Annotated in this window: 20 protein-coding genes; 7 read left to right on the forward strand and 13 right to left on the reverse strand. The window is 70.4% G+C overall.

Features of this window, described 5'->3' with window-relative positions:
• Positions 1-48: 48 nt before the first annotated feature.
• On the reverse strand, positions 49-1,089 hold the full coding sequence (locus tag AB0N03_RS39265) for a LacI family DNA-binding transcriptional regulator (RefSeq protein ID WP_364383287.1): 1,041 nt from the start codon (positions 1,087-1,089) through the stop codon (positions 49-51).
• A gap of 217 nt (positions 1,090-1,306) precedes the next feature.
• On the opposite strand from AB0N03_RS39265, the gene AB0N03_RS39270 reads away from it, so the two are divergent.
• The 3 genes from AB0N03_RS39270 (at position 1,307) to lpdA (ending at position 4,085) form a co-directional block, all read left to right on the forward strand.
• Positions 1,307-1,711, forward strand: a complete 405-nt coding sequence (locus tag AB0N03_RS39270; RefSeq protein ID WP_364383290.1) for a nitroreductase family deazaflavin-dependent oxidoreductase — start codon at positions 1,307-1,309, stop codon at positions 1,709-1,711.
• A 54-nt stretch (positions 1,712-1,765) separates the two neighbouring features.
• Positions 1,766-2,536, forward strand: coding sequence for a lysophospholipid acyltransferase family protein (locus AB0N03_RS39275; RefSeq protein WP_364383293.1), 771 nt, complete (start codon positions 1,766-1,768; stop codon positions 2,534-2,536).
• A 157-nt stretch (positions 2,537-2,693) separates the two neighbouring features.
• Positions 2,694-4,085, forward strand: coding sequence for a dihydrolipoyl dehydrogenase (gene lpdA, locus AB0N03_RS39280; RefSeq protein ID WP_364383295.1), 1,392 nt, complete (start codon positions 2,694-2,696; stop codon positions 4,083-4,085).
• A gap of 42 nt (positions 4,086-4,127) precedes the next feature.
• On the opposite strand, the gene AB0N03_RS39285 is transcribed toward lpdA, so the two are convergent.
• A complete protein-coding gene (locus AB0N03_RS39285; RefSeq protein ID WP_364383298.1) occupies positions 4,128-4,502 on the reverse strand; it encodes a PH domain-containing protein in 375 nt (124 codons plus the stop codon).
• Positions 4,503-4,774: 272 nt separating this feature from the next.
• Here AB0N03_RS39285 and AB0N03_RS39290 point away from each other — a divergent pair, with 272 nt between their 5' ends.
• Positions 4,775-6,682 (forward strand): S8 family serine peptidase, encoded by a 1,908-nt coding sequence (locus AB0N03_RS39290; RefSeq protein WP_364383301.1) that lies wholly within the window; start codon positions 4,775-4,777, stop codon positions 6,680-6,682.
• A gap of 37 nt (positions 6,683-6,719) precedes the next feature.
• Here AB0N03_RS39290 and AB0N03_RS39295 read toward each other — a convergent pair whose 3' ends face one another.
• Entirely contained in the window at positions 6,720-7,349 is a 630-nt protein-coding gene (locus tag AB0N03_RS39295) for a class I SAM-dependent methyltransferase (RefSeq protein WP_364383304.1), read from the reverse strand.
• 21 nt (positions 7,350-7,370) lie between these two features.
• On the opposite strand from AB0N03_RS39295, the gene AB0N03_RS39300 reads away from it, so the two are divergent.
• Positions 7,371-8,105, forward strand: a complete 735-nt coding sequence (locus AB0N03_RS39300; RefSeq protein ID WP_364383307.1) for an SDR family oxidoreductase — start codon at positions 7,371-7,373, stop codon at positions 8,103-8,105.
• Here the strand turns inward: AB0N03_RS39300 and AB0N03_RS39305 are convergent.
• On the reverse strand, positions 8,102-9,100 hold the full coding sequence (locus tag AB0N03_RS39305) for an SDR family oxidoreductase (protein WP_364383310.1): 999 nt from the start codon (positions 9,098-9,100) through the stop codon (positions 8,102-8,104). The genes AB0N03_RS39300 and AB0N03_RS39305 overlap by 4 nt on opposite strands.
• Before the next feature lie 71 nt (positions 9,101-9,171).
• Here AB0N03_RS39305 and AB0N03_RS39310 point away from each other — a divergent pair, with 71 nt between their 5' ends.
• Entirely contained in the window at positions 9,172-10,050 is an 879-nt protein-coding gene (locus tag AB0N03_RS39310; RefSeq protein WP_364383313.1) for a LysR family transcriptional regulator, read from the forward strand.
• Between the two features lie 43 nt (positions 10,051-10,093).
• On the opposite strand, the gene AB0N03_RS39315 is transcribed toward AB0N03_RS39310, so the two are convergent.
• Positions 10,094-11,542: an ABC transporter substrate-binding protein gene (locus AB0N03_RS39315; protein ID WP_364383316.1), complete on the reverse strand. Its 1,449-nt coding sequence runs from the start codon at positions 11,540-11,542 to the stop codon at positions 10,094-10,096.
• A gap of 94 nt (positions 11,543-11,636) precedes the next feature.
• On the opposite strand from AB0N03_RS39315, the gene AB0N03_RS39320 reads away from it, so the two are divergent.
• Positions 11,637-12,971, forward strand: coding sequence for a hypothetical protein (locus AB0N03_RS39320; RefSeq protein ID WP_364383319.1), 1,335 nt, complete (start codon positions 11,637-11,639; stop codon positions 12,969-12,971).
• Between the two features lie 4 nt (positions 12,972-12,975).
• Here AB0N03_RS39320 and AB0N03_RS39325 read toward each other — a convergent pair whose 3' ends face one another.
• From AB0N03_RS39325 to AB0N03_RS39360, 8 genes are all read right to left on the reverse strand, one after another.
• Positions 12,976-13,455 (reverse strand): GNAT family N-acetyltransferase, encoded by a 480-nt coding sequence (locus AB0N03_RS39325; RefSeq protein ID WP_364383322.1) that lies wholly within the window; start codon positions 13,453-13,455, stop codon positions 12,976-12,978.
• A gap of 102 nt (positions 13,456-13,557) precedes the next feature.
• The gene (locus AB0N03_RS39330; protein WP_364383325.1) at positions 13,558-15,135 is read right to left on the reverse strand and encodes a glycoside hydrolase family 13 protein; all 1,578 of its coding nucleotides are present in this window, start codon (positions 15,133-15,135) and stop codon (positions 13,558-13,560) included.
• A gap of 34 nt (positions 15,136-15,169) precedes the next feature.
• Positions 15,170-16,039, reverse strand: coding sequence for a carbohydrate ABC transporter permease (locus tag AB0N03_RS39335; RefSeq protein ID WP_364383328.1), 870 nt, complete (start codon positions 16,037-16,039; stop codon positions 15,170-15,172).
• Complete coding sequence (locus AB0N03_RS39340) at positions 16,036-17,010, reverse strand: sugar ABC transporter permease (protein WP_364383331.1); 975 nt, start codon at positions 17,008-17,010, stop codon at positions 16,036-16,038. Before AB0N03_RS39340 ends, AB0N03_RS39335 begins: the two co-directional genes overlap by 4 nt.
• Positions 16,988-18,364 carry an extracellular solute-binding protein gene (locus AB0N03_RS39345; protein ID WP_364383333.1) on the reverse strand — a complete coding sequence of 459 codons (1,377 nt, stop codon included), beginning with the start codon at positions 18,362-18,364 and terminating at the stop codon, positions 16,988-16,990. Before AB0N03_RS39345 ends, AB0N03_RS39340 begins: the two co-directional genes overlap by 23 nt.
• A 303-nt stretch (positions 18,365-18,667) precedes the next feature.
• Positions 18,668-19,675, reverse strand: a complete 1,008-nt coding sequence (locus AB0N03_RS39350; protein WP_364383336.1) for a LacI family DNA-binding transcriptional regulator — start codon at positions 19,673-19,675, stop codon at positions 18,668-18,670.
• A gap of 87 nt (positions 19,676-19,762) precedes the next feature.
• On the reverse strand, positions 19,763-21,955 hold the full coding sequence (locus AB0N03_RS39355; RefSeq protein ID WP_364383339.1) for a discoidin domain-containing protein: 2,193 nt from the start codon (positions 21,953-21,955) through the stop codon (positions 19,763-19,765).
• A 22-nt stretch (positions 21,956-21,977) separates the two neighbouring features.
• Positions 21,978-24,278: a discoidin domain-containing protein gene (locus AB0N03_RS39360; protein ID WP_364383341.1), complete on the reverse strand. Its 2,301-nt coding sequence runs from the start codon at positions 24,276-24,278 to the stop codon at positions 21,978-21,980.
• Positions 24,279-24,305: the final 27 nt, after the last annotated feature.

Raw genomic sequence — 24,305 nt, forward strand, 5'->3', positions numbered from 1 at the left:
CGAATCCACGGTAGGGCCTGTGCCAGGGCACGACAAGGCCCGTCCGGGTCAGCGCTTGGGGCGCGCGGTGCTCTCCCGCAGGACGACCTCGCCGGCGAGCCGGACGGTCCGCGGCCGGGTGCCCCCGGCCCCCTTGATCGCCAGGTCCATCGCCCGCTCGCCCAGCTCCTCCAGCGGCAGCCGGACCGTGGTCAGCGCCGGGGCCAGGTCGCGGACCACCGGGATGTCGTCGAAGCCCGCGACCGAGATGTCGCCGGGCACGGACAGGCCTTCCTCGCGCAACGCCGTCAGCGCGCCGATCGCCATCACGTCGGTGACGGCGAAGACGCAGGTCGGCAGCTTGCGCTTGCGGCCGGCGAGCAGCCGCTTCGTCGCGTCGTAGCCGCCGTCGCGGGTGAAGGCGGCCTCGACGACGTCGTCTTCGTGCAGGCTGATGCCGTGTTCGGCGAGCGCATCGGTGAACCCGGCCAGCCGGTCGACGACCGTGCTCAGCTTCCGCGGCCCGGCGAGCACGGCGAACCGCTTGTGACCCAGCCCGACCAGGGCCTTCGCCAGCGCGGCGGCGCCGCCCTTGTTGTCCGGCTGGACGGTGTCGATCTTGAGCCCGCGGTGGCGGCTGACCGCCGCGACCTGGCCACCGCCGCGGCGGTACGGCTCCAGCTCGGCCGCCATCGCGCGTTCCCACGCGCGGTCCTCGAACGCCGAACCGATCAGCAGGATCGCCGCGGCCCGCTGCGCGCGCAGCGTCGAGACGTAGGCGACCTCGCGGTCCGGGTCGCGGAAGGTGCCGGCCAGCATCACGAGCAGCCCGTTGTCGGTGGCCACCCGCATCACCCCGCCGGCGATCGCGGCGAAGTACGGGTCGCTCACGTCGTGGCAGATCACGCCGACCGTGCGGTGGGTGCCCCCGGCGAGCGCCTGCGCGTGCGCGTTCGGGGCGTAGGCCAGCTCGGCCGCGGCGGCGGAGACCCGTTCCCGCAGGTCGGCGCGGACGGACGCGGTGCCGTTGAGCACCCGCGACGCCGTCGCGAGCGAGACGTTCGCGCTGCGTGCCACGTCTTCCAGTGTCACGTGCGGCCGGGCCTTCATGGCTGGCTCCTCCAGGGGTCGGTCTCGGGTGTCTCCGCGTGCTCGGTCGGTGCAATCTACTGGGAGGGGGGTGGGCCGGGAGAAGCCGCTGGCCGGGGGACCTGACCCGTTCGAGTGAATTGCGCGCGGAAGATCGGCGGCGTCGAGTGTGTTGCAAACAAGGAGAACGTTCAAGTGGTGAGTACGCCACTGCCGATCGACCGCGAAAGGAACACGCATGCTGTTCGGTGACGAGCACGTCCGCCGCTACGAGGAGACCGACGGCGAGGTCGGCCACGAGTGGAAGGAAGGCGTCCCGACGCTGGTGCTGACGACCAAGGGCCGCAAGACCGGGCAGGAGCGCAAGTTCGCCCTGATCTACCAGGAGGTCGACGGCAACCCGGTGATCGTGGCCTCCAAGGGCGGCGCCGCGAACCACCCCGGCTGGTACTTCAACCTCGTCGAGACCCCCGAGGTCGGCGTGCAGGTCAAGGCGGACAAGTTCACCGCCCGCGCCCGCACGGCCGAGGGCGAGGAGCGCGCGAAGCTGTGGGAGAAGCTCGCCGCCGTCTGGCCGGACTACGACGACTACGCGAAGAAGACGGACCGCGAGATTCCTGTGGTGGTTCTCGAGCGAGTGTGATCTGCGCCGCGTTCGGCGGACGCGGGGGCCGATCCGGCCGGTCGTGGGCTACGAATGACAGTCATGGACCGCTGGACCGCCCTGGACACCGAGGGTGAGCTGCTCACCCGACGCCGGATGATCGCCTACGGCCGGCGCTTCGCCCGCGCCGGCCGGGGCGCCTGGTACAGCTTCGCGATCGAGGTGGTCTGGCAGTTCCTCGTCCAGACGACCCGGTTCCGGGTGCGCGGTTCGCACCACATCCCGAAGTCCGGGGGCGTGCTGGTGGCGTCGAACCACCTGTCGTTCGCCGACCCGGCCACGCTGACGGCGTTCTGCCTCGCCGCCGGGCGCGTACCGCGGTACCTGGCGAAGGCGTCGCTGTGGAAACTGCCGGTCCTGGGCCGCGTGATGCGCTCGGGGCGCCACATCCCGGTGTACCGCGGCGCGGCGACGGCGGCGGAGGCCTACCGCGACCTCGTCGCCTCGGTGCGGGACGGCGAGTGCGTCGCGGTCTTCCCCGAGGGCACGTTCTCGAAGGACCCCGACGGCTGGCCGATGCGCGGCAAGACCGGCATCGTGCGCGCCGCCCTGGAGACCGGCGCGCCGGTGATCCCGGTGGCGAACTGGGGCACCCACCACCTGCTGCCGTCGACGGCGTGGTTCCCCCGCGGGGTCCCGCGCAAGACGGTCGAGCTGGTGGCGGGACCGCCGGTCGACCTGTCCGACCTGCGCGACCGGCCCCTCACCCGCGAGGTGCTGGAGGAGGCGACGGCCCGCATCATGGCGGCGGTGACGGCGCTGCTCGAGAGGATCCGCGGCGAGGAGCGCCCGGTCGCCGCTTGAGGCCCGGCCCGCCCGGCCGACGTCATGAACGACTCTTTCAGGTCGCCGGACGCGGTGAACGACTCTTTCATGACGTCCGGGCCGGGGGATCGCGAGCGCGTCGGCTGAGGTCCGCGTCACCCCGCCCGGGCCTGCCGGAAGGGGTAGTTTCGGGCGTATGAGTGCACAACACTTTGATGTCGTCGTGCTGGGGGCCGGAGTGGGCGGCTACGTCGCGGCGATCCGCGCGTCGCAGCTCGGGCTGAGCGCCGCGGTGGTCGAGGAGAAGTACTGGGGCGGCGTCTGCCTGAACGTCGGGTGCATCCCGTCGAAGGCGCTGCTGCGCAATGCCGAGCTGGCGCACGTCGTGACGCAGGAGGCGAAGGCGTTCGGCATCTCGTCCGACAGCCCGATCAAGGTCGACTACACCGCCGCCTACGAGCGGAGCCGGAAGGTCGCCGACGGGCGCGTCAAGGGCGTGCACTTCCTGATGAAGAAGAACAAGATCACCGAGTTGGACGGCCACGGCACCTTCGTCGACGACCACACCCTCGAGGTGAACGGCTCGCAGGTGACCTTCGGCCACTGCATCATCGCGACGGGCGCGACCACGCGGCTGCTGCCGGGCACCTCGCGCAGCGAGCGGGTGGTGACGTACGAAGAGCAGATCCTCTCCAGCGAACTGCCGTCGAGCATCATCATCGCCGGCGCGGGCGCGATCGGCGTCGAATTCGCCTACGTGCTGCACAACTACGGCGTCGACGTCACGATCGTCGAGTTCCTCGACCGGATGGTGCCGCTGGAGGACGCCGAGGTGTCGGCGGAGCTGGCCAAGCGGTATCGCAAGCTCGGCATCAAGGTGCTGACCTCGACCCGCGTCGAGTCGATCGACGACTCCGGTGCGTCGGTGCAGGTGACGGTGTCGTCGGAGAAGAACGGGCAGCAGGTCCTGTCCGCCGACAAGGTGCTCCAGGCCATCGGCTTCCAGCCCCGGGTCGAGGGCTACGGGCTGGAGAAGACGGGCGTCGCGTTGACGGATCGCGGCGCGATCGCGATCGACGGCCGCGGCCGCACCAACGTCGAGCACATCTTCGCGATCGGCGACGTGACGGCGAAGCTGATGCTGGCGCACGCGTCCGAGTCGATGGGCGTGGTGGCGGCGGAGACGATCGCGGGCGCGGAGACGATGGAGCTCGACTTCCCGATGATCCCTCGGGCTACTTACTGCCAGCCTCAGATCGCCAGCTTCGGGTGGACGGAGGAGCAGGCGCGCGAAAAGGGTTTCGACGTGCGCGTGGCGAAGTTCCCGTTCACGGCCAATGGGAAGGCTCAGGGGCTCGGTGACGCGGGTGGGTTCGTGAAGCTGATCAGCGATGCCCGGTACGGCGAACTGATCGGCGGGCACCTGATCGGGCCGGATGTCACGGAGCTGTTGCCGGAGCTGACTTTGGCTCAGCAGTGGGATTTGACGGTGCACGAGGTTTCGCGGAACGTGCATGCGCATCCGACGCTGGGTGAGGCGGTGAAGGAAGCTCTGCACGGGCTTGCCGGACACATGATCAATATGTGAGTTCGGGCCCTGGCCGGTGGGTTCGCCGGTCAGGGCAGGTCCTCAGAGCACGTGGGACGCGATCAGGTGGCCCAGTTGGCGGATGTCCGCGCTGCCCTTGAACTCCAGGCGTACTTTGCCGAGGCCGCTGAACCAGAGATCGAGTTCGGCGTCCAGGTCGAAGGTGCCCGCCGTTTCGATCGAGAACGCCTGGATCTTGCTGTAGGGCAGCGAAGTGAAGTCCTTCTTCTTGCCCGTGACGCCCTGGACGTTCACCGCGATCAGGCGCTTGTCCGTGAACACCACGAAGTCGCGGACGGCTTTGAAACAGGCCACCACCTGTTCGCCGTGGATGATGATCGGCTGCACTGTCGGCGCGATGTCCTGGGGATTGCACGGGGCGAGCTTGAAGACCGTGTTCTTGGAAAAGTCAATCATTCGTCGACCTTAGCGGCCGCGCCGCGTGTGCCCCGCCCGTTCTCGTCGGCGAGGCCGCGGCGGCTCATCGCGAGATCGAGACCGGGCACGGCCGGGGAAAAATCGGTCTCACATTCCCCTGAGTGTTACAGCCTGATCGTTCCAGCATGTGGACGAACGGACGTTCCCGACTTTGGTCGCTGGATCCCCGCCCGGTCACTCCTTAGATTCTCCCCATTACACCCGGTCGGGTGTCATTCGGTCGAGTGACCGAGTACCGCAGGGAGAAATCGATGGTGAGATTCAGCCGGGTCGCCGCGCACGCGGTTCCGCTGGCGGTCGGCGCGTTGCTGCTGACGACGGGGGTTTCGGCCGCGCAGCCGTCTACCGTGGACGCGGCCCCCGCGCGCACCGAGGCGGGCATCAACGCGCTCCAGAGCGTCAAGCGGAGCCTGACCCCCGCCGAGCGCAAGCAATCGAGCCAACTGGTCGTCGAGAAGCGGTTGCGGGCCGACCGCTCCCTGGCCGCGAAGCTGCCCGACTACCGCTCGGGCGTCGGCGTCAGCAGCGCGGGCACCGTCTCGGTCGACATCGCCGCCACTCGCGGCCCGGCCGTCGTGAACGCGGTCAAGGCCGCGGGCGGCACCGTCCGCTTCGCCTCGCCGGGCGGCGCCGTCCGCGCCGACCTCCCGCTGTCCGCGGTGGACGCGATCGCCGGCCGCGCCGACGTCGCCGAGGTCAAGCCCGCTTCGCAGGCCACGACCTGGAACGAGCCGGGCAACCGGGACGCCGGAGTGCCCGCGGCGGTGAAGGCCGCCGCCGCGACCCAGGTGTCCGAAGGCGACCAGGCGCACGGCGCCGACACCGCCCGCACGACCTACGGGGTCAGCGGTTCCGGCGTCAAGGTCTGCGTGCTCTCCGACGGCGTCGACTCGCTGGCGAAGTCGCAGAGCGCCGGCGAGCTGCCCGCGGTGGACGTCCTGTCCGGCCAGAAGGGCAGCGGTGACGAGGGCACTGCGATGCTGGAGATCATCCACGACCTCGCGCCGGACGCCGCACTCGGTTTCGCGACGGCGTTCACCAGCGAGGCCAGTTTCGCCGCGAACATCCGCGCGCTGCGCACCACCGGCCACTGCACGATCATCATCGACGACGTCGCCTACTTCGACGAGTCGCCGTTCCAGGACACGCAGGTCGCGCAGGCGGTCAACGACGTCACCGCGGCGGGGGTCCTGTACTTCTCCTCGGCCGGCAACTCGGGCAACGCGACCGACGGCACCAGCGGTTACTACGAAGGCGACTTCCGCGCGTCGTCGTCGAAGATCAGCGGCGTCACCGGCACCCCGCACGACTTCGACCCGAGCACCACGACGCAGAACTTCGACGCGCTTTCGGCCGGCTCGCTCGGCAAGCCCGTCACGCTGTTCTGGTCCGACCCGTGGGGCAAGTCCGCCAACGACTACGACCTGTTCATCCTGAACTCGGCGGGCAGCGTCGTGGCCTCCAGCGAGAACGGCCAGTCCGGCGCGCAGAACCCGTACGAGATCGCGAGCGTGCCTTCGACGGGCTCCGGCTACAAGGTCGCGGTGGTCAAGTACAGCGGTGCCGACCGGTTCATCGCGCTCAACGTGATCCGCGGCCGGTTCGTGGCTTCGGGTTCGCTCAGGGCGTTCAGCACCAACGGCGTGACGAACGGCCACTCGTCGGCGGCGAACGCGTTCAGCGTGGCGGCGGCCCCGGCCGGCCCCGCGTTCACGCGGCCGCTGGAGACCGGCGACCCGGCCAACCCGGTCGGTCCGTACCCGGGTCTGTTCACCGCGGCGAGCAAGTGGGAGCGCTTCTCCTCCGACGGCAAGCGCCACCTGTTCTACAACGCGGACGGCACGGCGATCACGCCGGGCAACGTGTCTTCGACGGGCGGCACGACCCGCAGCAAGCCGGACATCACGGCGGCCGACGGCGTGGCGACGTCGGTGGCGGGCTTCCAGTCGTTCTACGGGACGTCGGCGGCGGCCCCGCACGCGGCGGCCATCGCGGCGCTGCTGCTGTCGGGCAAGCCGACGGCGACCCCCGCGCAGATCCGCAGCGCGCTGGTGTCGAGCGCGATCGACCTGGGCACGCCCGGGTTCGACACGGTGACCGGCAACGGCGTGATCATGGCCGGCCCGGCGCTCGCCGCGCTGGGGGTGGCGGCCAAGTAGGTTCCGCTCGCGAAGAGGGCCCGGCGCTCGCCGGGCCCTATTTGCGCGTGACCAGCAGGTGGAAGCCGAGGCCGCTGTGGGCGAACCGCTCGTGCCGCAGCGGGTTCAGCCCGGCCGCGGTCAGCGCCGCCTCCAGTTCGGGCACGGGCCGGATGCGGAAGCCGTTGTCGGTCAGCATCCGGGCCCGGCCCATCAGGTCCGGGTCGCCGACGCCCAGCACGAAGCGTCCGCCCGGCGCGAGCACCCGCGCGACCTCGGCGAGCGCGGCGTCGAGGTCGTCGACGAAGTAGACCGTGTTCGTCGTGACGACCGAATCGACCGAACCGTCGTCGAGGGGCAACGCCGTCATCGGCCCCTCGCTCAGCGCCAGCCTGCCCGCGGCGATCTCCCCGCGGAACGTGCCGCGGGCCCGCTCGACCATGGTCCGCGAGATTTCCACGCCCCGGACCGAGGTGGTTTCCCGCAGCAGGAGCCCGAGGCCGAGGCCGCCGCCGAAGCCGATGTCGAGCGCTCGTTCCGTGCCGGACAGCTCCAGGGCCGCCACCGCTTTCACCACCGCCGCGTGGTTGCGGCGGTTGAGCATCGCCCCGACGATCCGGCCCCGCAGGCCGCTAGGGTGGCCGAGTTGCCGGGCGAGACCGGCCTGGAAACGCTCGCGAAGACTCATGGGGGCAGTGTAGGAGGCGTGATGGCGAAGACGGCGGTGGTGACCGGGGCCGGGTCGGGGATCGGGCGGGCGGTGGCGCGGGCCCTCCTGGCGGACGGCTGGTCCGTCGCCCTGGCGGGACGGCGCTCCGACGCCCTCGCCGAAACCGCCGACGGCCACGAGGACGCGCTCGTCGTGCCCACCGATGTATCCCGGGAAGAGTCCGTCGCCGAGCTGTTCGAGGCGGTCCGTGCCAAGTGGGGACGGCTCGACCTGCTCGTCAACAACGCCGGGATCGGCGCCGCCGGGACCGTGGCCGATCTGTCCGTCGAGGACTGGAAACGGACCGTCGACGTCAACCTGACCGGCCTGTTCCTCTGCGCCCAGCAGGCCGTCCGGCTCATGAAGGACCAGGACCCGCGCGGCGGCCGGATCGTCAACAACGGCTCCATCTCCGCGCACGTCCCGCGGCCCGCGAGCGTCGCCTACACCGCCACGAAGCACGCCGTCACCGGCCTCACCCGGTCAATCTCGCTCGACGGCCGCGGCTGGAACGTCGCCTGCGGGCAGATCGACATCGGCAACGCCGCCACCGAGATGACCGAGCGGATGGCCGCCGGTATCCCGCAGGCCGACGGCCGGGTCGTCGCCGAGCCGACGTTCGACGTCCGGCACGTCGCCGACGCCGTGCGCTACATGGCCGGCCTGCCGCTCGACGCCAACGTCCAGTTCCTCACCGTCACCGCGACGACCATGCCGTTCATCGGCCGCGGCTAGGGGATCACCCGCGCCTTGCGGAACTCGTCGAACAGCCGGTAGAACATCTGCTCGGTCTCGACGTACGTGTGGAAGCCCGCGCGACGCGCCTTCGACGTGTCCGCGAACATGTCGTAGTCCCAGCCGAACACGAAGTCGCCGAATGCCCACGACCTCGACACGTCCTGATAGGACGCGGTGAGGCCGTGTTCGGCCGCCATGGACGTCCACAGTGGAGCTTTGTCGGCCATCACGTCCACAAGGGACATCCGAAGTGGAGGAGCGACTTCGAGGTCGAAGTAGGCCGCCAGTTTCGGCCACAGCTCGCTCCAGCGGAACAGGTCGCCGTTCGCGATGTTGAACGCGCCCTCGTGGCGCGTCGCCCAGACCGTCGCGTCGGCCAGCAGGCTCGCGTCCGTCATCTCCAGCAGGCTGTCGTACGCGCCGGGTTTGCCCGGGAACCGCAGCGGCAGGCCGAGTTCCTTGGAGATCGACGCGTACACCGCGATCACCAGCGCGAGGTTCATCGGGTTGCCCAGCGCGGTGCCGCCGACGACCGACGGCCGGATCGCCGACCACGAGCCGCCTCGCCGCTCCAGGAACCGCTGCTGGTCGACGTTGAACTCCGGTGGCATGTGCCCGGCGTCGGTCTCGCGCGCCGGCGTCTTGAACGGGCCCAGGTGCGCGCCGTAGACCTTGTAGCCCTGCATCAGGCTGACGTGCTCGAGCGCGGCCGGGTCCAGGGCGTCGACGAGGTGCGTCAGCATCGCCAGGTTCGGCGGGACCAGCTCGGCCCACGTCGGCCGGTCCTGATAAGCCGCGTAGAAGAGGTGCGTGACGCCGGTCAGCGCGCCGATCTTGGCCTGGGTGTCGGCGGCGTCGAGCAGGTCGACAGCGAGACCGCTTTTGCGTGAGACGCCGATGACGTCCCAGTTCCCGTCCGCCCGCAGGTGCTCGACGAGGTTGCGGCCGATGATCCCGTTCGCCCCGGCGACCAGGGCTGTCTTGCGTTCCATGTCCTCCAGGCTGGTCACGTGTTAGCGATAAGTCCAAGGCTTGGTTTTCACCTTTTCGATAAGCTCGGTTCATGGCAAGTCTGCGGCAGCTGGAGTACCTGGTCACGGTGGTCGACACCGGTTCCTTCACTCGCGCGGCCGAGCAGCTCCATGTGACGCAGCCCGCGCTGTCGCACCAGGTGCGGGCCCTGGAACACGGTCTCGGCGGGCCGCTGCTGGAACGCCTCCCGCGCACTGTGCGGTTGACGCCGATGGGCCGGGCGATGCTGCCGCACGCGCGGGCGGCGCTGGCCGACGCCGAACGCGCGCGCTGCGCCGCCCGGCTCGCGTCCGGCACGACGGCGGGGGAGCTGCAGGTCGCGACGGTCTATTCGCTGAGCCTCGGCGTGCTGCCGCCGGCGTTGCGCGTGTGGCGGCGCGACCGGCCCGGCGTCGACGTCCGGCTGATCGAGTTCCGCCACGCCGACGAGCTGCGGGAGGCGATGGCCGCGGGCGAGGCCGACGTCGCGCTCGGCCCGCTGCCGTCACCTTGGCCGGGGCCGGTGCGCGAGCTGGGCGTCGAGGAGTTCGTGGTGGTGCTCCCCGCCGACGGCGCTTCGGAGGAGTCCTCGGCGGGCGTGGTCGACCTCGCGACGCTCGCCGACTGCGCGTGGGTGCACTACGCGCCGGGCAACGGCCTGGCGGAGCTGGTCGACGCGGCGTGCGCGGCGGCCGGCTTCCGCCCCCGCGCGGCGGTCCGCACCGAGCAGACGGCGGCGGCCCCGATCCTGGCGGCGGCGGGCCTCGGCCCGGCGCTGGTCCCGGCGAACGTGCTGCCGGCCCGGTTCGACGGGCGGGTCCTGCGGCCGAGCGTGCCGATCCGCCGGACGCTGGCGGCTTTTACGCGCGCGGCGCCGGATCCGCTGACCACGGCGTTCATCGAGACGCTGGTCAAGCACGCCGCGATCTAGTCGCGTAGGCAGAGACGCGGCTCTGTCGAGCGCCGGTCCCAGGTCACGAAACCCCGATCCCCGCCAGCACCGGCCCGGTGAACGGCGTCGTCGAAACGTCGTGGACCCGGGACGACCAGACCGCGTGGCCGTGGCCGGACCACAGCGGAACCACCGGGAGGTCGCGCAGCAGCTGGTTCTCCGCCAGCCGGTACAGCTCGCCCGCCTCCTCCGGGGTCGCCGCCGCGTCCGCGAGCGAGAGGCTCTGGCGGAACACTTCGTCCGTGTAGCCCGACTCCGCTGCCAGCGTCGACAGCAGCTCGTACGGGCTCGCGGTGGTCAGCGAAACGTCCAGTGTGGACGGCCCGTCCGCCGCGCCGGGCGAAGGTTGGGCGGTCACCGAAACGTCCAAGGATTTGTGCAAGCCGACCACCAGCGTCCGCGTCCAGGCTTCGGTCGAAGGTCCGAAATAGACGGTCGCGCCGCCGGGGAACGCCGCCTGCTGCAGCAGGGCCTTGCCGGCCGCCGCGTCGAAGCTGCACGGGCGGCACGTTCCCGATCGCTCGCCCGGTGCGTCCGCCGGCGGCAGCAGCGCCTTCGCCGGGTCGGCCTGGTGTGCCAGAGGGCCGGCTTCGAGGGCCGCGCGGTCGATGCCGAGGGCGAAGCCGTGGCGGACCGTCGCGTCGGCGAACCGCGGGTTCGTCACCGGGAACGCCAGGTAACCGGCCCGCGGCAACGCCCACGTCGCGTGGTGGTCGTCGCCGAAGTCGCCGTGCATCGCGTCGTGCTTCTCGCCGGGGACCTCCATGGCGAGGTCGAGTGTGCCCGCCTTGACCGCGTCGTACTGGGCGGCCGGGTCGCCGACGCGCAGCTCGATCTCCGTCGCCTTGCCGACGCCTTCGCCGACGCGCTTGAGCGTGCCGCCCGAGCCGGGCCGCCACGCGCCGTCGAGCCGGTACGGCCCGTTGCCGACCGGCGCCTTCGCGAAGGCCGCCCAATCGCGCGAAGCGAGCACCGACGCGGGCAGTGGCACCAGGCCCGGCGCCGAGAGCAACGCCGGCACCTGGCCGGACGGGCGGTCGAGCACCACCGAAATCGTGTCCGAAGTGGACGCTTCAATCGAGCGGGCGCGCAACAACTTCGTCAACACCGGCGCGGCAGCCCATCGTGAAGCCGCGATCGCTTTCCAGGTATCCACATAGGACTGGGCGGTGACCGGGGTGCCGTCGTGGAACGTCGCCGGCCGCAGCTTGACCGTCCAGTGCACCCGGTCGGCGCTCTCGATCGACTCGGCCGCGCGCGGCGTGAGCTTCCCGGTCGCCGCGTCGTAGTCGGCGAGCGGGGTCCACAGCACGCCGGTCACCAGCCGGCCCGCCTGGTCGGCGACGTCGGCGGGCAGCAGCGTCGCGGGCTCCCGGATGCCCGCGGACAGGACGCCCGGCCGGGCCGGGCCGGGATCGGAACAGCCCGTGACGGCCAGGGCCACGACAGCGAGCAGGACGAGCAGGCGCATGCGCCAGTCCTACCAGTCGACCGCCGACCAAAGACGGTTGTGTCCGGTTGATCTCCGTCGTACCGTTCGGGGACCACGCGTTCTGGGAGGTTTCGTGCGCACCTGGCTCCGGTCGTGCTTCGCCGCCGTCACCGTCAGCGCTACGCTGGTCGCGACCGGGCTCCCGGCCGCCGCCTGCGGCGAGGACGACAAACCCGCTGTTCCCGCCGCTCGCACCCTGGGCGACCCGGGCGCGATCAAGAACGTCAAGGCCGTCGGCAACGTGCCCGACGCCGCCGGCGCCATCTCGGTCAACTTCCTCGACTACGGCCGCCGCGACGTCATGGTCGTGTCCGGCGAGTTCGGGCTGAAGGTGTACGACCTGACGAAGAACCCGGCCGCGCCGAAGCTGGTCGGGCAGGTCAGCCTGCCCGGGCTGTGGGAGACCGAGGACACCGAGGTCGACCAGAACCGCAAGCTCGTGTTCCTCTCGCGCGACCCGCGCGCGTTCGGCGGCACCACGCACACGGGCGAGTCCGGCATCTACGTCGTCGACGTCTCGAAGCCCGAGGCCCCGGCGATCCTCAGCTATACGAAGGTGCCGGCCGGGCACACGACCAGCTGCGTCGACGGCTGCCGCTACCTGTGGACCGGCGGCCCGGCGAAGGCCGACGACCAGCCCGCGGACTGGGGCGGGCGCCCGATCTGGGTCACCGACGTGCGCGACCCGCGCCACCCGAAGGTGAACCCGCAGCCGATCGAGCTGGCCCGCAACGACGGCAAGACCGACTACGTGCACGACGTCCAGGTGGACGACGACGGCGTGGCCTGGGTGTCCGGGCGTGGCGGCGTGCGCGGCTACTGGACGTCCGGGGTGCACCGCGACCCGGTGCAGGGGAAGCTCCGCCGCGCGACGGCGCACGAGCCGGTGCCCTACGCCGGCGGCGGCATCGCCGAGACGGCGGCACCTTCGCGGTTCATGCACAACAGCTTCCACCCGGCCGGCCACCGCATCGGTGACGGCGCGTGGCGTGGCCAGGACCTGATCTACGCGACGGAGGAGAACTTCGTCGACGGCTGCGCGGGCGACGGCGTCCTGACGATTTCGTCGCTGAAGGGCTCCTACCACGGTGAAGGCTGGCGTTCGACGCCCGAGCAGCCGTTCCGCCTGGAGAGCGTCGGCACGTGGGGCGTCAACGGCCAGGAGGGCAGCGACCCGGCGTCGGACGACTGCTCCGCGCACTACTTCGACGTCCGCGGCAAGATCCTGGTGCAGTCGTTCTACTCGCAGGGCACGCGGTTCCTCGACGTCAGCGACCCGACGAACCCGCGTCAGATCGCCTACTACCGCCCGGGCGACGCGAGCGCGTGGGCGCCGTACTGGCACGGCAAGTACGTGTACGTGGCGGACAACGTCCGGGGCATCGACGTCCTGCAGCTGACCAAGTAGCGGCTCAGCCGGTCGGGCACCAGAAGCGCAAGCGCCCGGCCGAACTGATGTCCGTGAAGACCCCGCCGTTGCGCTCGATCACACGCCGCGACGCGTGGTTGTCCGGCGCGCAGGTCAGCAACGCGCAGTCGATGCCCGCGCCGCGCGCCGCACTGAGGACAGCGCGCAATAGCGCCGTCGCGTGGCCCCGGCCGCGTGCCGTGGGGCGGATGTCGTAGCCGATATGGCCGCCGAACTCGGGCAGTTCTCCGGTGAGCCGGAGGTTCAGCCGGGCCCGACCGAGGAAGTGTGCGCCGGCGACCCACCAGTACTCGCGGTGTGTCGGAGTCTCGGCTGCTTCGGTCCAGCGCCGGAACTCCTCGGGGTCGGCGAGGACGTCCGGCCGGAGTTCGGTGTGCAGACCCTCGTCGTGGAACTCGCGCAGGGCGGCGAGGAACGACGCGTGGTAGCGCGCACCAGGGGCGGCCAAGCGGGGTTCGGACACCCCTCGACCATCGCGAACGGCGCCGGCCGGCGCAAAGCATTTTCGGGGTGAACCACCGGAGGCCGCCGCCGGGTCGGAGCGGCGACGGCCTCCGGCGAGTCGTCAGGACCGCAGCCAGACCGCCGTGTCCGTGGGCAGAGCGTCCGTCACCGGGTTGCTGGCCAGCAGGACCTCGCTGGCCGGCAGGGGTACCGGCTCGGACGAGAAGTTCAGCGCGAACGTGAACCCGGCTCCGATCCGGAACGCCAGCACTCCCTCACCGAGGGAGAGCCACTCCAGCTCACCCGTGGGGAGGTCCCGCCGCAGCCGCAGGCCGTCGCGGTACAGCGACAGCATCGACGCCGGGTCCGCAACCTCCGCTTCCGCCGTGTAGGCCTTCCACTCCGCCGGCTGCGGCAGCCACGCGTCCCCGGACCCGAACCCGAACGGCGGCTCGTCACCGGACCACGGGATCGGCACCCGGCAGCCGTCGCGGCCCGGGTCCGCGCCGTTCGTGCGGGCCCACACCGGGTCCTGGCGCAGGTCGTCCGCGATGTCCAGGATCTCCCACAGCCCCAGCTCTTCGCCCTGGTAGACGTACAGACCGCCCGGCAGCGCCAGCGTCAGCAGCGCCGCCGCCCGGGCCCGCCGGGTGCCCAGCTCGAGGTCCACCGGCAGTTCGTGCAGCCGGTTCGCGAAGCTGAACCCGGTGTCGCCCTGGCGGCCGTACCGCGTGACGTGCCGCGTCACGTCGTGGTTCGACAGCACCCACGCGGCCGGCGCGCCGACCTCGTCGTGCGCGCGCAACGTGCGGGAGATGACGTCCCGGAAGCGCGAAGCCTCCCAAGGACACACCAGGAAGTCGAAGTTGAACGCCGAGTGCAGCTCGTCGCGGCGCAGGTAGCGTGCCGCGCGGGACATGTCCGGCAGCCACATCTCGCCGACCAGCACGCGCTCGCCCGCGTAGCTGTCGGCGATCTTGCGCCACGACCGGTAGATCTCGTGCAAGCCCTCCATGTCGGAGAACGGCGTCTCGTCGCCTGCGTCGACGTCGGGCAGCCGCGGGTCCTTGACGAGCCCGTCGGCGACGTCGATGCGGAAGCCGTCGACCCCGCGGTCGAACCAGAACCGCAGGACGTCCTCGAACTCCGTGCGGATCTCGGCGTTGTCCCAGTTGAAGTCGGGCTGGCGGGAGCTGTAGAGGTGCAGGTACCACTCGCCGTCCGGCACGCGCGTCCACGCGGACCCGCCGAAGCGCGACTTCCAGTTGTTCGGCGGCTCGGCGCCGTCCGGCCCGCGACCGGGCCGGAACCAGAACCGTTGTCGCTCCGGCGAACCCGGGCCCGCCTCGAGCGCGGCCTGGAACCACCGGTGCTCGTCGGAGCAGTGGTTGGGCACGATGTCGATGATCACCCGGATGCCGCGGGCGTGCGCCTCGGCGATCAGGTCCTCCGCCTCGGCGAGCGTGCCGAAGAGCGGCTCGATGTCGCGGAAGTCGGCGACGTCGTAGCCGCCGTCGTCCATCGGCGAGGGGTACCACGGGGTGAACCAGATCGCGTCGATCCCCAGGTCGGCCAGGTGGTCCAGCCGGGCGCGGACGCCGGCGAGGTCGCCGATGCCGTCGCCGTTGCCGTCCGCGAAGCTGCGGATGTAGACCTGGTAGATCGCCGCGCTCCGCCACCAGCCGGTCTTGTCGGTCACGAAAGTGCCCTCCTAGTCGTCGTGAAAACCCGGCTCAGCCCTTGACGGCGCCGGCGGTCAGCCCGGCGAGGATCTGCCGCTGGAACGCCAGGAACAGCGCCACCATCGGCAGGCTGGCCAGCACCATCCCGGCGACGAGCACGTTGAGCGGCATGTCGATCGCCACCCGCTGCAGCATCACCGAGAGTGTCTGCTTTTCGGTGTCCGGGAACACCAGCAGCGGCCAGATGAAGTCCTTCCACGCGGTGACCACCGCGAGGATCGACACCACGGCCAGGATCGGCCGCGAGATCGGCAGGATGATCCGCCAGAGCGTGCGCACCGGCCCGGCGCCGTCGATGCGCGCCGCTTCGATCAGCTCGTCCGGGATCTGGTCGAAGAACCGCTTCAGCAGGTAGATGTTGAACGCGTTCGCCGCCGCCGGGAGCCAGACCGCGGTCGGCGAGTTGATCAGGTTGACGTGCAGCAGCGGCAGGTCCGTCACCGTCACGTACGTCGGCACGAGCAACGCCGTGGCCGGCAGCATCAGGGTCGCGAGCATGAGCCCGAGCACGACGTTGCCGAACTTCGGCCGCAGCTTCGACAGCGCGAACGCGGCGGGGACGTCGATGGCCAGCTGAGCCAGCCACGCGCCGCCGGCGACGACGAGCGTGTTGAGGAAGTACTTGCCCAGGCTCAGCTGGCTCCACGCGTCGCCGAAGGTTTCCGGGTGCCACTCGTGCGGGATGAGCGTCGCCGGCGTCTGCGCCAGCTCCTGCGGTGACTTCATCGCGCCGGTGATCACCCAGTACAGCGGGAACATGAACGCCAGCAGGAACACCGCGAGCGTGCACGCGAACACGACGCCGTAGACGACCTTGCCGCGCGGGCTGCGCAACGCGCCGGGTGAGACGAGGGTTCTCATGACTGGTCCGCCTTCCGCGTCAGCCGGACGTACCACGCCGAGAACACGCCGAGCGCGATGAACAGCAGCAGGCTCATGGCGCTCGCCGAGCCGAAGTCGTTGTAGACGAAGGCGTAGCGGTAGAGCAGCAGGAGCACGGTGACCGTCGAGTCGTCCGGGCCGCCCCCGGTCATCACGTACGGCTCGGTGAACACCTGCATGGTCGCGACGATCTGCAGCAGCAGGAGCACCAGCAGCACGAATCGCGTCTGCGGGAACGTCACGTGGCGCAGGCGTTTCCACAGTCCGGCGCCGTCGAGCTCCGCGGCTTCGTAGAGCTCGCCGGGAATCGTGCCGAGCGCGGCCAGGTAGATGAGCGTGGTGCTGCCCATGTTCGCCCACGTCGAGACGAACACCAGCGACAGCATCGCCGTGGTGGAGGAGTCGAGCCACTGGCCACCGGGCAGCCCCACCGCGCCGAGCGCGGAGTTGAAGAGGCCGGGACCCGGGTCGTAGAACCACTTCCACATCAGCGCCGTCACGACCGGCGGCAGCATCACCGGCAGGTAGACGGCGAGCCGGAAGAACGCCTTGGCGTGCCGGATCTCGTTGAGCAGCACGGCGGTCAGGAACGGGACGGCGAAGCCGAAGACGAGCGCGAGCCCGGTGAACAGCAGCGTGTTGCGCCAGGCGACGCCGAACAGCGGGTCCGCGAACAGTCGCTGGAAGTTGTCGAACCCGACCCACGTCGGCGCGTTGACGAAGTCGACCTGCTGGAAGCTCAGGAGAACACCGCGCACGATCGGGTACCAGGAGAAGAGCGCGAACACCACGAGCGCGGCGCAGAGCAGGCCGTACGCGGTGAGGTTCTCCTTGAGCTTGCGCTTGAGGCTGGTGCGGCGGCGTTCTTCCGGCGACACGGCCGGGCGCCTGGCCCGCGACGAAGACGTCGCGGGCCAGGCGAGCAGGCTACTTGACCTGGGCGAGGACACTGTTGACCTTCGAGGACGCGGACGACAGCTGCTGGTCGAGGTTCGCGTTCTGGTCGGTGAGGACCGCCTGCATCACGCTGTCGAGCGCGGCGTAGATCTGCTGCGCGTTCGGCGGCTCGATGCTGCCCTTGATCTGGCTGGTCGTGTCCACGTAGGACTGGTAGTTCTTCGCGGGGACGTTGGCGTGCTTGGCCTTCAGGGCCAGCTGCTGCTCGCGGACCGAGCCCGTCCAGACGTCCGGCGTCGGCTCGGCGGGCAGGCCGACCGGCTGCTTGCCGTCGACGTACTGCTGGATGTGCTTCTCGAAGCGGTCCGGGTTGAGGTACTTCCACTGGATCCACTCGAGGCCGGCCTTGACCTTGTCCGGCGAGGCCTTCGGGTTGATCATGTAGCCTTCGCCGCCGAGCAGCGTGCCCTGGCCGCCGGGCATGCCGGCGATGCCGTAGTCCTCGTACTTGCCGTTGAACTGCTTGACGAGCACGGGAACGTTGTCCGGGGCGGCCATGTACATGCCGAGCTGGCCGGCGCCCATCATGCGCTGGACGTCGGTGGCTTCGAGGAGCTGCTTGGCGCCCATGGAGTTGTCGGTCCAGCGCATGTCGTGCAGGTACTGCAGGGCCTGCTTGCCCTTTTCGTTGGCGAAGTCGGCGACCCACTTGTCGCCGTCCTTGCGGGCGATGTCGCCGCCCATCGAGTAGAGCCAGCCGGTCATGTGCCAGCCGCCCTGGTTGTTCTTGCTGTAGTCGGCGTACCCGACGACGCCGTTGCCGAGCGTGGCGATCTTCTTGGCGTCCGCGCGGACCTCGTCCCAGGTGGCCGGCGGCTTGTCCGGGTCGAGCCCGGCCTTCTGGAACAGCGGGCGGCTGTAGACCAGGCCCATCGTGTAGTTCATCGTCGGCAGGCCGTAGAGCTTGCCGCTCGCGTCCCGGAAGTTGTCGAGCAGTTCCGGCTTGATGTCGTTGATGTGCGGAACGCTCTTCGCGGCTTCCGTGATGTCGGCGGCTTGGCGGCGCGCGATGATCTGCGCCGGGTCGGTGAAGTAGACGTAGTAGACGTCTTCGAGCTGGCCGCCGGCGAGCTTCGCCGAGAACGTCTTCGGGTCCATGAAGCCTTCGTGCGGATCGATGTCGATGTTCGGGTGGGAAGCCTCGAACTCCTTCACGTCGGCGTCGAACACGCTGCGCTCGAACGGCTGGCTGGTCGGCGGCTGGCCGGTGACCGTGATCTTCACCTTGGCCCCGGGCGCGGCGGTGTTGCCGCCGTCGCCGCAGGCGGCCACCCCCAGTGCGAGGCCACCTGCGGCCAGCAGGCAGAACATTCGGCGGGGCAAGGATCGGGACCAGGGACTGCTCATCTCAAGCCTCTTCTCGGGTCGCGACGGCTGTCACGTGATTGCGGTCACTCTAAAGTGTGAGACCGGATCGACGCAATAAGCCGACGAGACTTTGCAAGTTACGAACAGGCTGCAGTGTCCACAGCGGGACCGTGATGTGGACAAGGAGGCCCGGGTGAGGCTGTTCCCGGCTTTTCGTCGGGGGGTCCCGATACGCTGGGTGCGGGGCCGGTCCCCCGGAGAGGGCGGGGGCTGCTTTTTGGGCGAAGGTGGGCACACGAAAGAGCGCGACGGCTCGGAAGCCGTCGCGCTCTCGGGGTGTCGTCAGGCGGTGCGGCGGGCCGTCGAGCCGCGAACGACCAGCTCCGGCGCGAACAACAGCTCCTCCGCCGCCACCTCACCGCCGTTGATCCGCTTCACCAGCAGCTCCACCACCGCCCGGCCCATCGCCTCGATCGGCTGGCGGGTGGTCGTCAAAGGCGGGTCGGTGCAGTTCATCAACGCCGAGTCGTCGTAGCCGACCACCGAGATGTCCTCCGGCACCGACAGCCCCTGCCGACGCGCCGCGCGCACCGCGCCCAGCGCCAGCAGGTCGCTCGCGCACAGCACCGCCGTCGCGCCGCGGGGGTACAGGCGGGCTGCCGCCGCGTGGCCGCCCTCGATCGAGAACATGCCGTGCTCGACCAGCTCGTCCAGCACCGGCAACCCGAGCTTGGCCGCGTACGACTGGAACGCCGCGAGCTTCCGCTGCGACGGCACGTGGTCCGACGGCCCCAGCACCAGCCCGATCTTCTCGTGTCCGAGGGAACTCAAGTGGCCGACGACCTGCTCGACGGCCACCGCGTCGTCGCACGAGACCTGCGGCAGCCCGAGGTGGTCGACCGCCGCGTTGATGAGCACCGTCGGGAGCCGCCGCTCGACCAGGTGGTGGTAGTGCGAATGGATCGCGTCGGCCTGCGCGTACAGCCCGCCGGCGAACACCACGCCCGACACCTGCTGCTGGAGGAGCAGTTCGACGTACTCCGCCTCCGACACCCCGCCGGCGGTCCGCGTGCACAGCACCGGCGTGAACCCCTGCTGCGCGAGGGCGTTGCCCATGATCTCGGCCAGCGCGGGGAAGATGGGGTTCTGCAGCTCCGGCAGCACCAGCCCGACCAGGCGGGCCCGCTCGCCGCGCAGCTGGGTGGGGCGTTCGTAGCCCATCACGTCCAGCGCGGTGAGCACGGCGGCCCGGGTGCTCGCGGACACCCCGGACCGGCCGTTGAGCACCCGGCTGACCGTGGCTTCGCTGACCCCGACCTGGCGGGCGACTTCGGCAAGACGACGCGTCATGAGTGAAACTTTACAGCAACCGCGCGCAAAAGCATGACAAGCCCGTACCGGTCCCGGGGACCGGTACGGGCTTGCCGGACCGCCGAGCTACGAAGCCGCCACTTCGAACTCGGACACCTGACCCGCGGGCCAGCCCGTGTTGCCGGTGAACGTCAGCCGGACGAAACGCTGGGACGTCGCCGTGAAAGACGCCGACGCCGTGTTGTCGGAAGCCGGGTCGAACGCGTAGCCGCGCGAACCCACCAGCGTCGTGTACGACCCGCCGTCCTGGCTCCCGGAGATCGTCACCGTTTCGGTCCGCGCGCCCCACGCCGACGACGGCGGCAGGCGAAGCGTCACCTTGTTGATCGACGCCGCCGCGCCCAGGTCCACCGTCAGCGTCTGCGGGAACGCGTTGTTCGCGCTCTCCCAGTACGAGTTGGCGTCACCGTCGACCGCGTTCGACGGCGGAAAGCCACCGACGGACGCCGACGCGCTGATCGCCTTGCCGCGCGCGAGGTTGCTGCCGGACGTCGGCGGTTGCGGCGGACCGGAGTTCGGCGCGGGCCACGTCGAGCAGTCGCCCCAGGTGCCGGTCCAGCCGCTGTTGCCCGACCCGCTGAACGTCATCCGCGGGATCGACGTCGGGTACGGGCAGTTGTACGTCCCGGTCACGCCGACGCCGGACGCCGTCAGGTTGCTGATCGACACCGACCCCTGCGTCTGCGACTGCGCCACGAACGTGCCCACGCCCTGCACCGTGACGCCGTCGATCGTGACGCCCTGGATCGGCTTGCCGGCGCCGTTGCCGTCGATGAACTGGATCGCCTCGTACGGGCTCTGGATGGCGGTGAACCCGGTGACCCGGATCGTGACGCCGGTGATCGCCTGGTCACGCGCGTCGAACCACAGCGCGCCGACGCCGAACTGCCAGTTCGGGTCGAGCGCCCCGGCCCGCAGCGCCGTGTTGTTCGACAGCGTCACCGTGCCGCCGAGCGGGACCGAGCTGAACCGGTTCGCGACCAGGTAGCCGCCGCCCAGGGCGTTCGTGTCCTGGACGAGGTTGCCGCTCACCGTGTTGTTCGAGCCGCCGTACAGCGCGATGCCGTTGGCCAGGTTCGGCTGCACGATCGTGTTGTTGACCAGCGAGTTGCCCGAGTCGGCCTGGCCGTTGGACCACAGCGCGAGGCCGTCGTCGCCGTTGTTGCGCAGGTAGTTGTTGCGCAACGTCGAGTTCGTGACGGCGCCGTCGAAGTTCACGCCGTCGGCCTGCGTGTCGAGGATGCGGTTGTTCTCGATGGTGAGGTTCGACGACGCGCCGTTCATCAGCCACAGCCCGCACTTCGTGTCCTGGATCCACAGGCCGCTCACGACCGAGCCGTTCCCGAGGACGCCGTGGAACGCGTTGTCCGGGCTGCCGTCGTTGCGCTCGGTGACGTCACCGAACACCGCGAAGTCGTACAGCTTGATGTTCCCGGACGCGCTGCCGTTGTTGAAGATGTTGTTGCCGTGCACCACGGTGTACCACTGGCCGGCGCCGCGAACCGTCGTCTGGTCGATCTGCAACGCCGAGCCGATCTCGAACCGGCCCTGCGGAACCCACAGCTCCTTACCCTGCGAGCGCGCCGCGGACAGACCGTTGCGGAACGCCTGCGAGTCGTCCGAAGAGTCGTTCGCGGTGGCGCCGTAGTCCGTCACCGAGAGGGCGGCAGACGGCTTCGACGCCGCGCCGCCGACCTGCTCGAAGTCGGCGAGGTCGATGGTCGCCTGCCCGACGTCGCCGGAGTCGGCCGCCACCCGGACCTTCGCGCCGGCCGACGCGTTCTGCCCGAAAAGCAGCCGGGCGTCGTCGAAGAAGTGGTGCGTCTTCGCGCCCGGGATCCAGCCGGTGTCCACATAGGAATACCGGGACGTCACCGAGAGCCCGCTGCCGAGCTTGGACCCGTTGACGTACACCGAAAGCCGGCCCGACGACCCGTCCGGCAGGTTGTAGTGGACGTTGATCGAGTTGGCCGCCGCGGGCAGCGTGAACTCGACGTACTGGCCGGTCGTGATCTTCACCGCCTGCCGCCCGGAGGCTTCCGAGGCGATGCTGGCCTGCGTGTAGTCGGGGCCGACGGCCGAGCCGTTGGTCGCCGAACACTCGGCCTCGACCGTCCGGAACGGCACGCTCGCGCCACCGGAGGCCGTCGTCGGGCAGGTCGCCGCCGCGGCGGGAGTGCCGCTGAGCAACACGGTCAGGCCGGACGCGGCGAGGGCCGCGGCCAGCAGCGCCGCGCGACGCCGTGGAGTGGAGGACATCGTCGTCACCTTTCTGATGGGGTCAGGACGAATAGGCTTCGAGCTCGGACAGCTGCCCGGCGGGCCAGCCGGTGTTGCCGGTGAAGGTCAGCCGCAGCGTGCGGGCGGACGTCGCCGGGAAGGTGATGGTCGCGGTGTTGCCGGACGCCGGGTTGAACGTGTAGCCCGCGGCGGCCTTGACGCCGTCGACCGAGATCGTCTGCGTGCGCGTGCCCCACGCCGAGGACGGCGGCAGCTTCAGCACCAGCCGCGACACGCTGACCGTGCTACCGAAGTCGACGGTCAGCGACTGCGGGAACGCGTTGTTCGCGCTCTCCCAGTACGAGTTCGCGTCGCCGTCGACCGCGTTGCCCGCCGGGAAACCACCCTGGGACGCCGACGCGCTGATCGCCTTGTGCAGCGCCAGGTTCCCGGTCGGCTGAGTGGTGGTGGTCGTGGTCGGCGGGGTGGTGGGGGTGGTCGTCGTGGTCCCGCCGTTGTCCGAGCCGTAGACCGGCGTCGGCCACGAGCCGCAGAACGTCGTCGACCAGCCCGAGTTGCCGCCCTGGTCGGCCAGCCCGTTCATTGCGTCCGGGCCCATGCAGTTGTAGACGCCGGCCCGCCCGACGCCGGTCGCGACGACGTTCTTCACCGACCCGCTCGGCTTGGCCTGGATCTGCCAGGCGAACGTGCCGGCGCCACTGATCCGGACGTTCGTGAAGTGCACGTCCGTCGTCGCGCTGTCGATGAACTGGATGGCCTCGTAGTTGTTGTCCAGCAGGTCGAGGTCGGTGACGTCGACGCGGCCGGTGATCGCCGAGTCGCGGCCGTCGAACCACAGCGCGCCGACGCCGAACTGCCAGTTCGAGTCGAGGACGCCGGTGCGGATCGCGGTGTTGCGCGCGACGGTCGTGGTGCCCGAGAGCGGCACCGCGCTGAACCGGTTGGCGATGTGGAGGCCGCCGCCCTGGTCCTGGTTGTCGGCCACGACGTTGTCGGACACGGTGTTGTCGTGCCCGCCGTAGACCGCGATGTTGTTGGCGAGGATCGGCAGCAGCACGGTGTTGAAGGAGAACGTGTTGTGGTGGTCGGCGTCGTGCTCGGACCACATGGCCAGGCCGTCGTCGCCGGTGTTGCGCAGGAAGTTGTTCGTCACCACGGTGTTGCTGATGCCCTGGTGCAGGTTCAGCCCGTCGGCGGTCTGGTCGAGGATCCGGTTGCCGGACACGGTGAGCCCGTCGAACGGCCCGTCGAGCCACAGCCCGACCTTCGTGTGCTGCAGCCACAGGTTCTGCACGACCGAGCCGCCGCCCAGGGCGCCGCCGATGGCGTTGGACTGGTCGCAGTCGACGCGGGAGTCGACCTGGCCGATGATCGCGAAGTCGTAGAGTTCGACCGCGCTGCTCGTGCCCGGGACCGCGCCGTTGCCGGGATACGTCGATGTGCCGCAGCTGGCCGGTTCGCCCTTGCCGAAGATCCCGGCGCGCGGCCCGGTCAGCACGGAGTACCAGGGACCGGCGCCGCGGATCGTCACCTGGTCGACGGTGACGTGGTGACCGAGGGTGAAGGTCCCGCTCGGGATCCAGACTTCCTTGCCTTGACTGCGAGCCGCGGCGACGGCGGAGTCGAACGCGGCCGCGTCGTCGCTCGTGTCGCCCGCGGTGGCGCCGTAGTCGGTGACGGACAGCGAGTTCGCCGGGCGCGTGGCCGCCGCGCCGACCTGCTCGAAGTCGGCGAGGTCGATGGTCGAGGCCGTGGTGTCGCCCGCGTCGACCTGCAGCTTGATCTTGGTGCCGGCCGGGTACGACGTGCCGAGCAGCGCGCGGGTCTCGTCGTAGAAGTGGTGCGCGTGGCCGTCACCCGGGTTGTTGGTGAACGGGTACGAGCCGTAGTACCAGGCGTACTTCGACGTCAGCGCGATGTCGCGGTCGTGGGAGCCGCCGACGTACAGCGAGATCGTGCCGCTCGTCCCGGTGCCGTTGCCGGAGTCCGGGAGGCTGAAGCGGAAGTCGATGGAGTTCGCCGGGGCGGTGAGCGTGAACTCGACGTACTTGCCCTGGCCGGACAGCGTCACGGCTTTGCGGCCGGACGCCTCCCCGGCGAGCGTGCCGGCGTTGCGGTTCGGGCCGATGACCGAGCCGTTGGTCGCGGCGTTCTCCGCCTCCTGCTCGAGGAAGGGCACGCTCGCGCCGCGGCCGGCGGCGAGTGCCGAACCCCCGGCGGGAACGGCGGCGATCGTCAGGCCGGCCGCGGCGGTCACGGCGGCGGCGAGGGCACCGAATCTCTTGGCCCGGAAGCGATCCGGAGCTTTTTCGGGCGCGCTGAAGACAGAGCTGGGAGACATGGGCGGCACTGGCCTTTCCGCAGCAGG

This window comes from Amycolatopsis sp. NPDC051061, assembly GCF_040682935.1.
Classification (GTDB): domain Bacteria; phylum Actinomycetota; class Actinomycetes; order Mycobacteriales; family Pseudonocardiaceae; genus Amycolatopsis.

Coding starts and splice junctions, on each gene's coding strand:
- AB0N03_RS39355 (WP_364383339.1), bottom strand. CDS start 21,955: ATGTCCTCCACTCCACGGCGTCGCGCGGCGCTGCTGGCCGCGGCCCTC.
- AB0N03_RS39335 (WP_364383328.1), bottom strand. CDS start 16,039: ATGAGAACCCTCGTCTCACCCGGCGCGTTGCGCAGCCCGCGCGGCAAG.
- AB0N03_RS39350 (WP_364383336.1), bottom strand. CDS start 19,675: ATGACGCGTCGTCTTGCCGAAGTCGCCCGCCAGGTCGGGGTCAGCGAA.
- AB0N03_RS39305 (WP_364383310.1), bottom strand. CDS start 9,100: ATGGAACGCAAGACAGCCCTGGTCGCCGGGGCGAACGGGATCATCGGC.
- AB0N03_RS39295 (WP_364383304.1), bottom strand. CDS start 7,349: ATGAGTCTTCGCGAGCGTTTCCAGGCCGGTCTCGCCCGGCAACTCGGC.
- AB0N03_RS39300 (WP_364383307.1), top strand. CDS start 7,371: ATGGCGAAGACGGCGGTGGTGACCGGGGCCGGGTCGGGGATCGGGCGG.
- AB0N03_RS39345 (WP_364383333.1), bottom strand. CDS start 18,364: ATGAGCAGTCCCTGGTCCCGATCCTTGCCCCGCCGAATGTTCTGCCTG.
- AB0N03_RS39265 (WP_364383287.1), bottom strand. CDS start 1,089: ATGAAGGCCCGGCCGCACGTGACACTGGAAGACGTGGCACGCAGCGCG.
- AB0N03_RS39290 (WP_364383301.1), top strand. CDS start 4,775: ATGGTGAGATTCAGCCGGGTCGCCGCGCACGCGGTTCCGCTGGCGGTC.
- AB0N03_RS39270 (WP_364383290.1), top strand. CDS start 1,307: ATGCTGTTCGGTGACGAGCACGTCCGCCGCTACGAGGAGACCGACGGC.
- AB0N03_RS39310 (WP_364383313.1), top strand. CDS start 9,172: ATGGCAAGTCTGCGGCAGCTGGAGTACCTGGTCACGGTGGTCGACACC.
- AB0N03_RS39360 (WP_364383341.1), bottom strand. CDS start 24,278: ATGTCTCCCAGCTCTGTCTTCAGCGCGCCCGAAAAAGCTCCGGATCGC.
- AB0N03_RS39285 (WP_364383298.1), bottom strand. CDS start 4,502: ATGATTGACTTTTCCAAGAACACGGTCTTCAAGCTCGCCCCGTGCAAT.
- AB0N03_RS39275 (WP_364383293.1), top strand. CDS start 1,766: ATGACAGTCATGGACCGCTGGACCGCCCTGGACACCGAGGGTGAGCTG.
- lpdA (WP_364383295.1), top strand. CDS start 2,694: ATGAGTGCACAACACTTTGATGTCGTCGTGCTGGGGGCCGGAGTGGGC.
- AB0N03_RS39315 (WP_364383316.1), bottom strand. CDS start 11,542: ATGCGCCTGCTCGTCCTGCTCGCTGTCGTGGCCCTGGCCGTCACGGGC.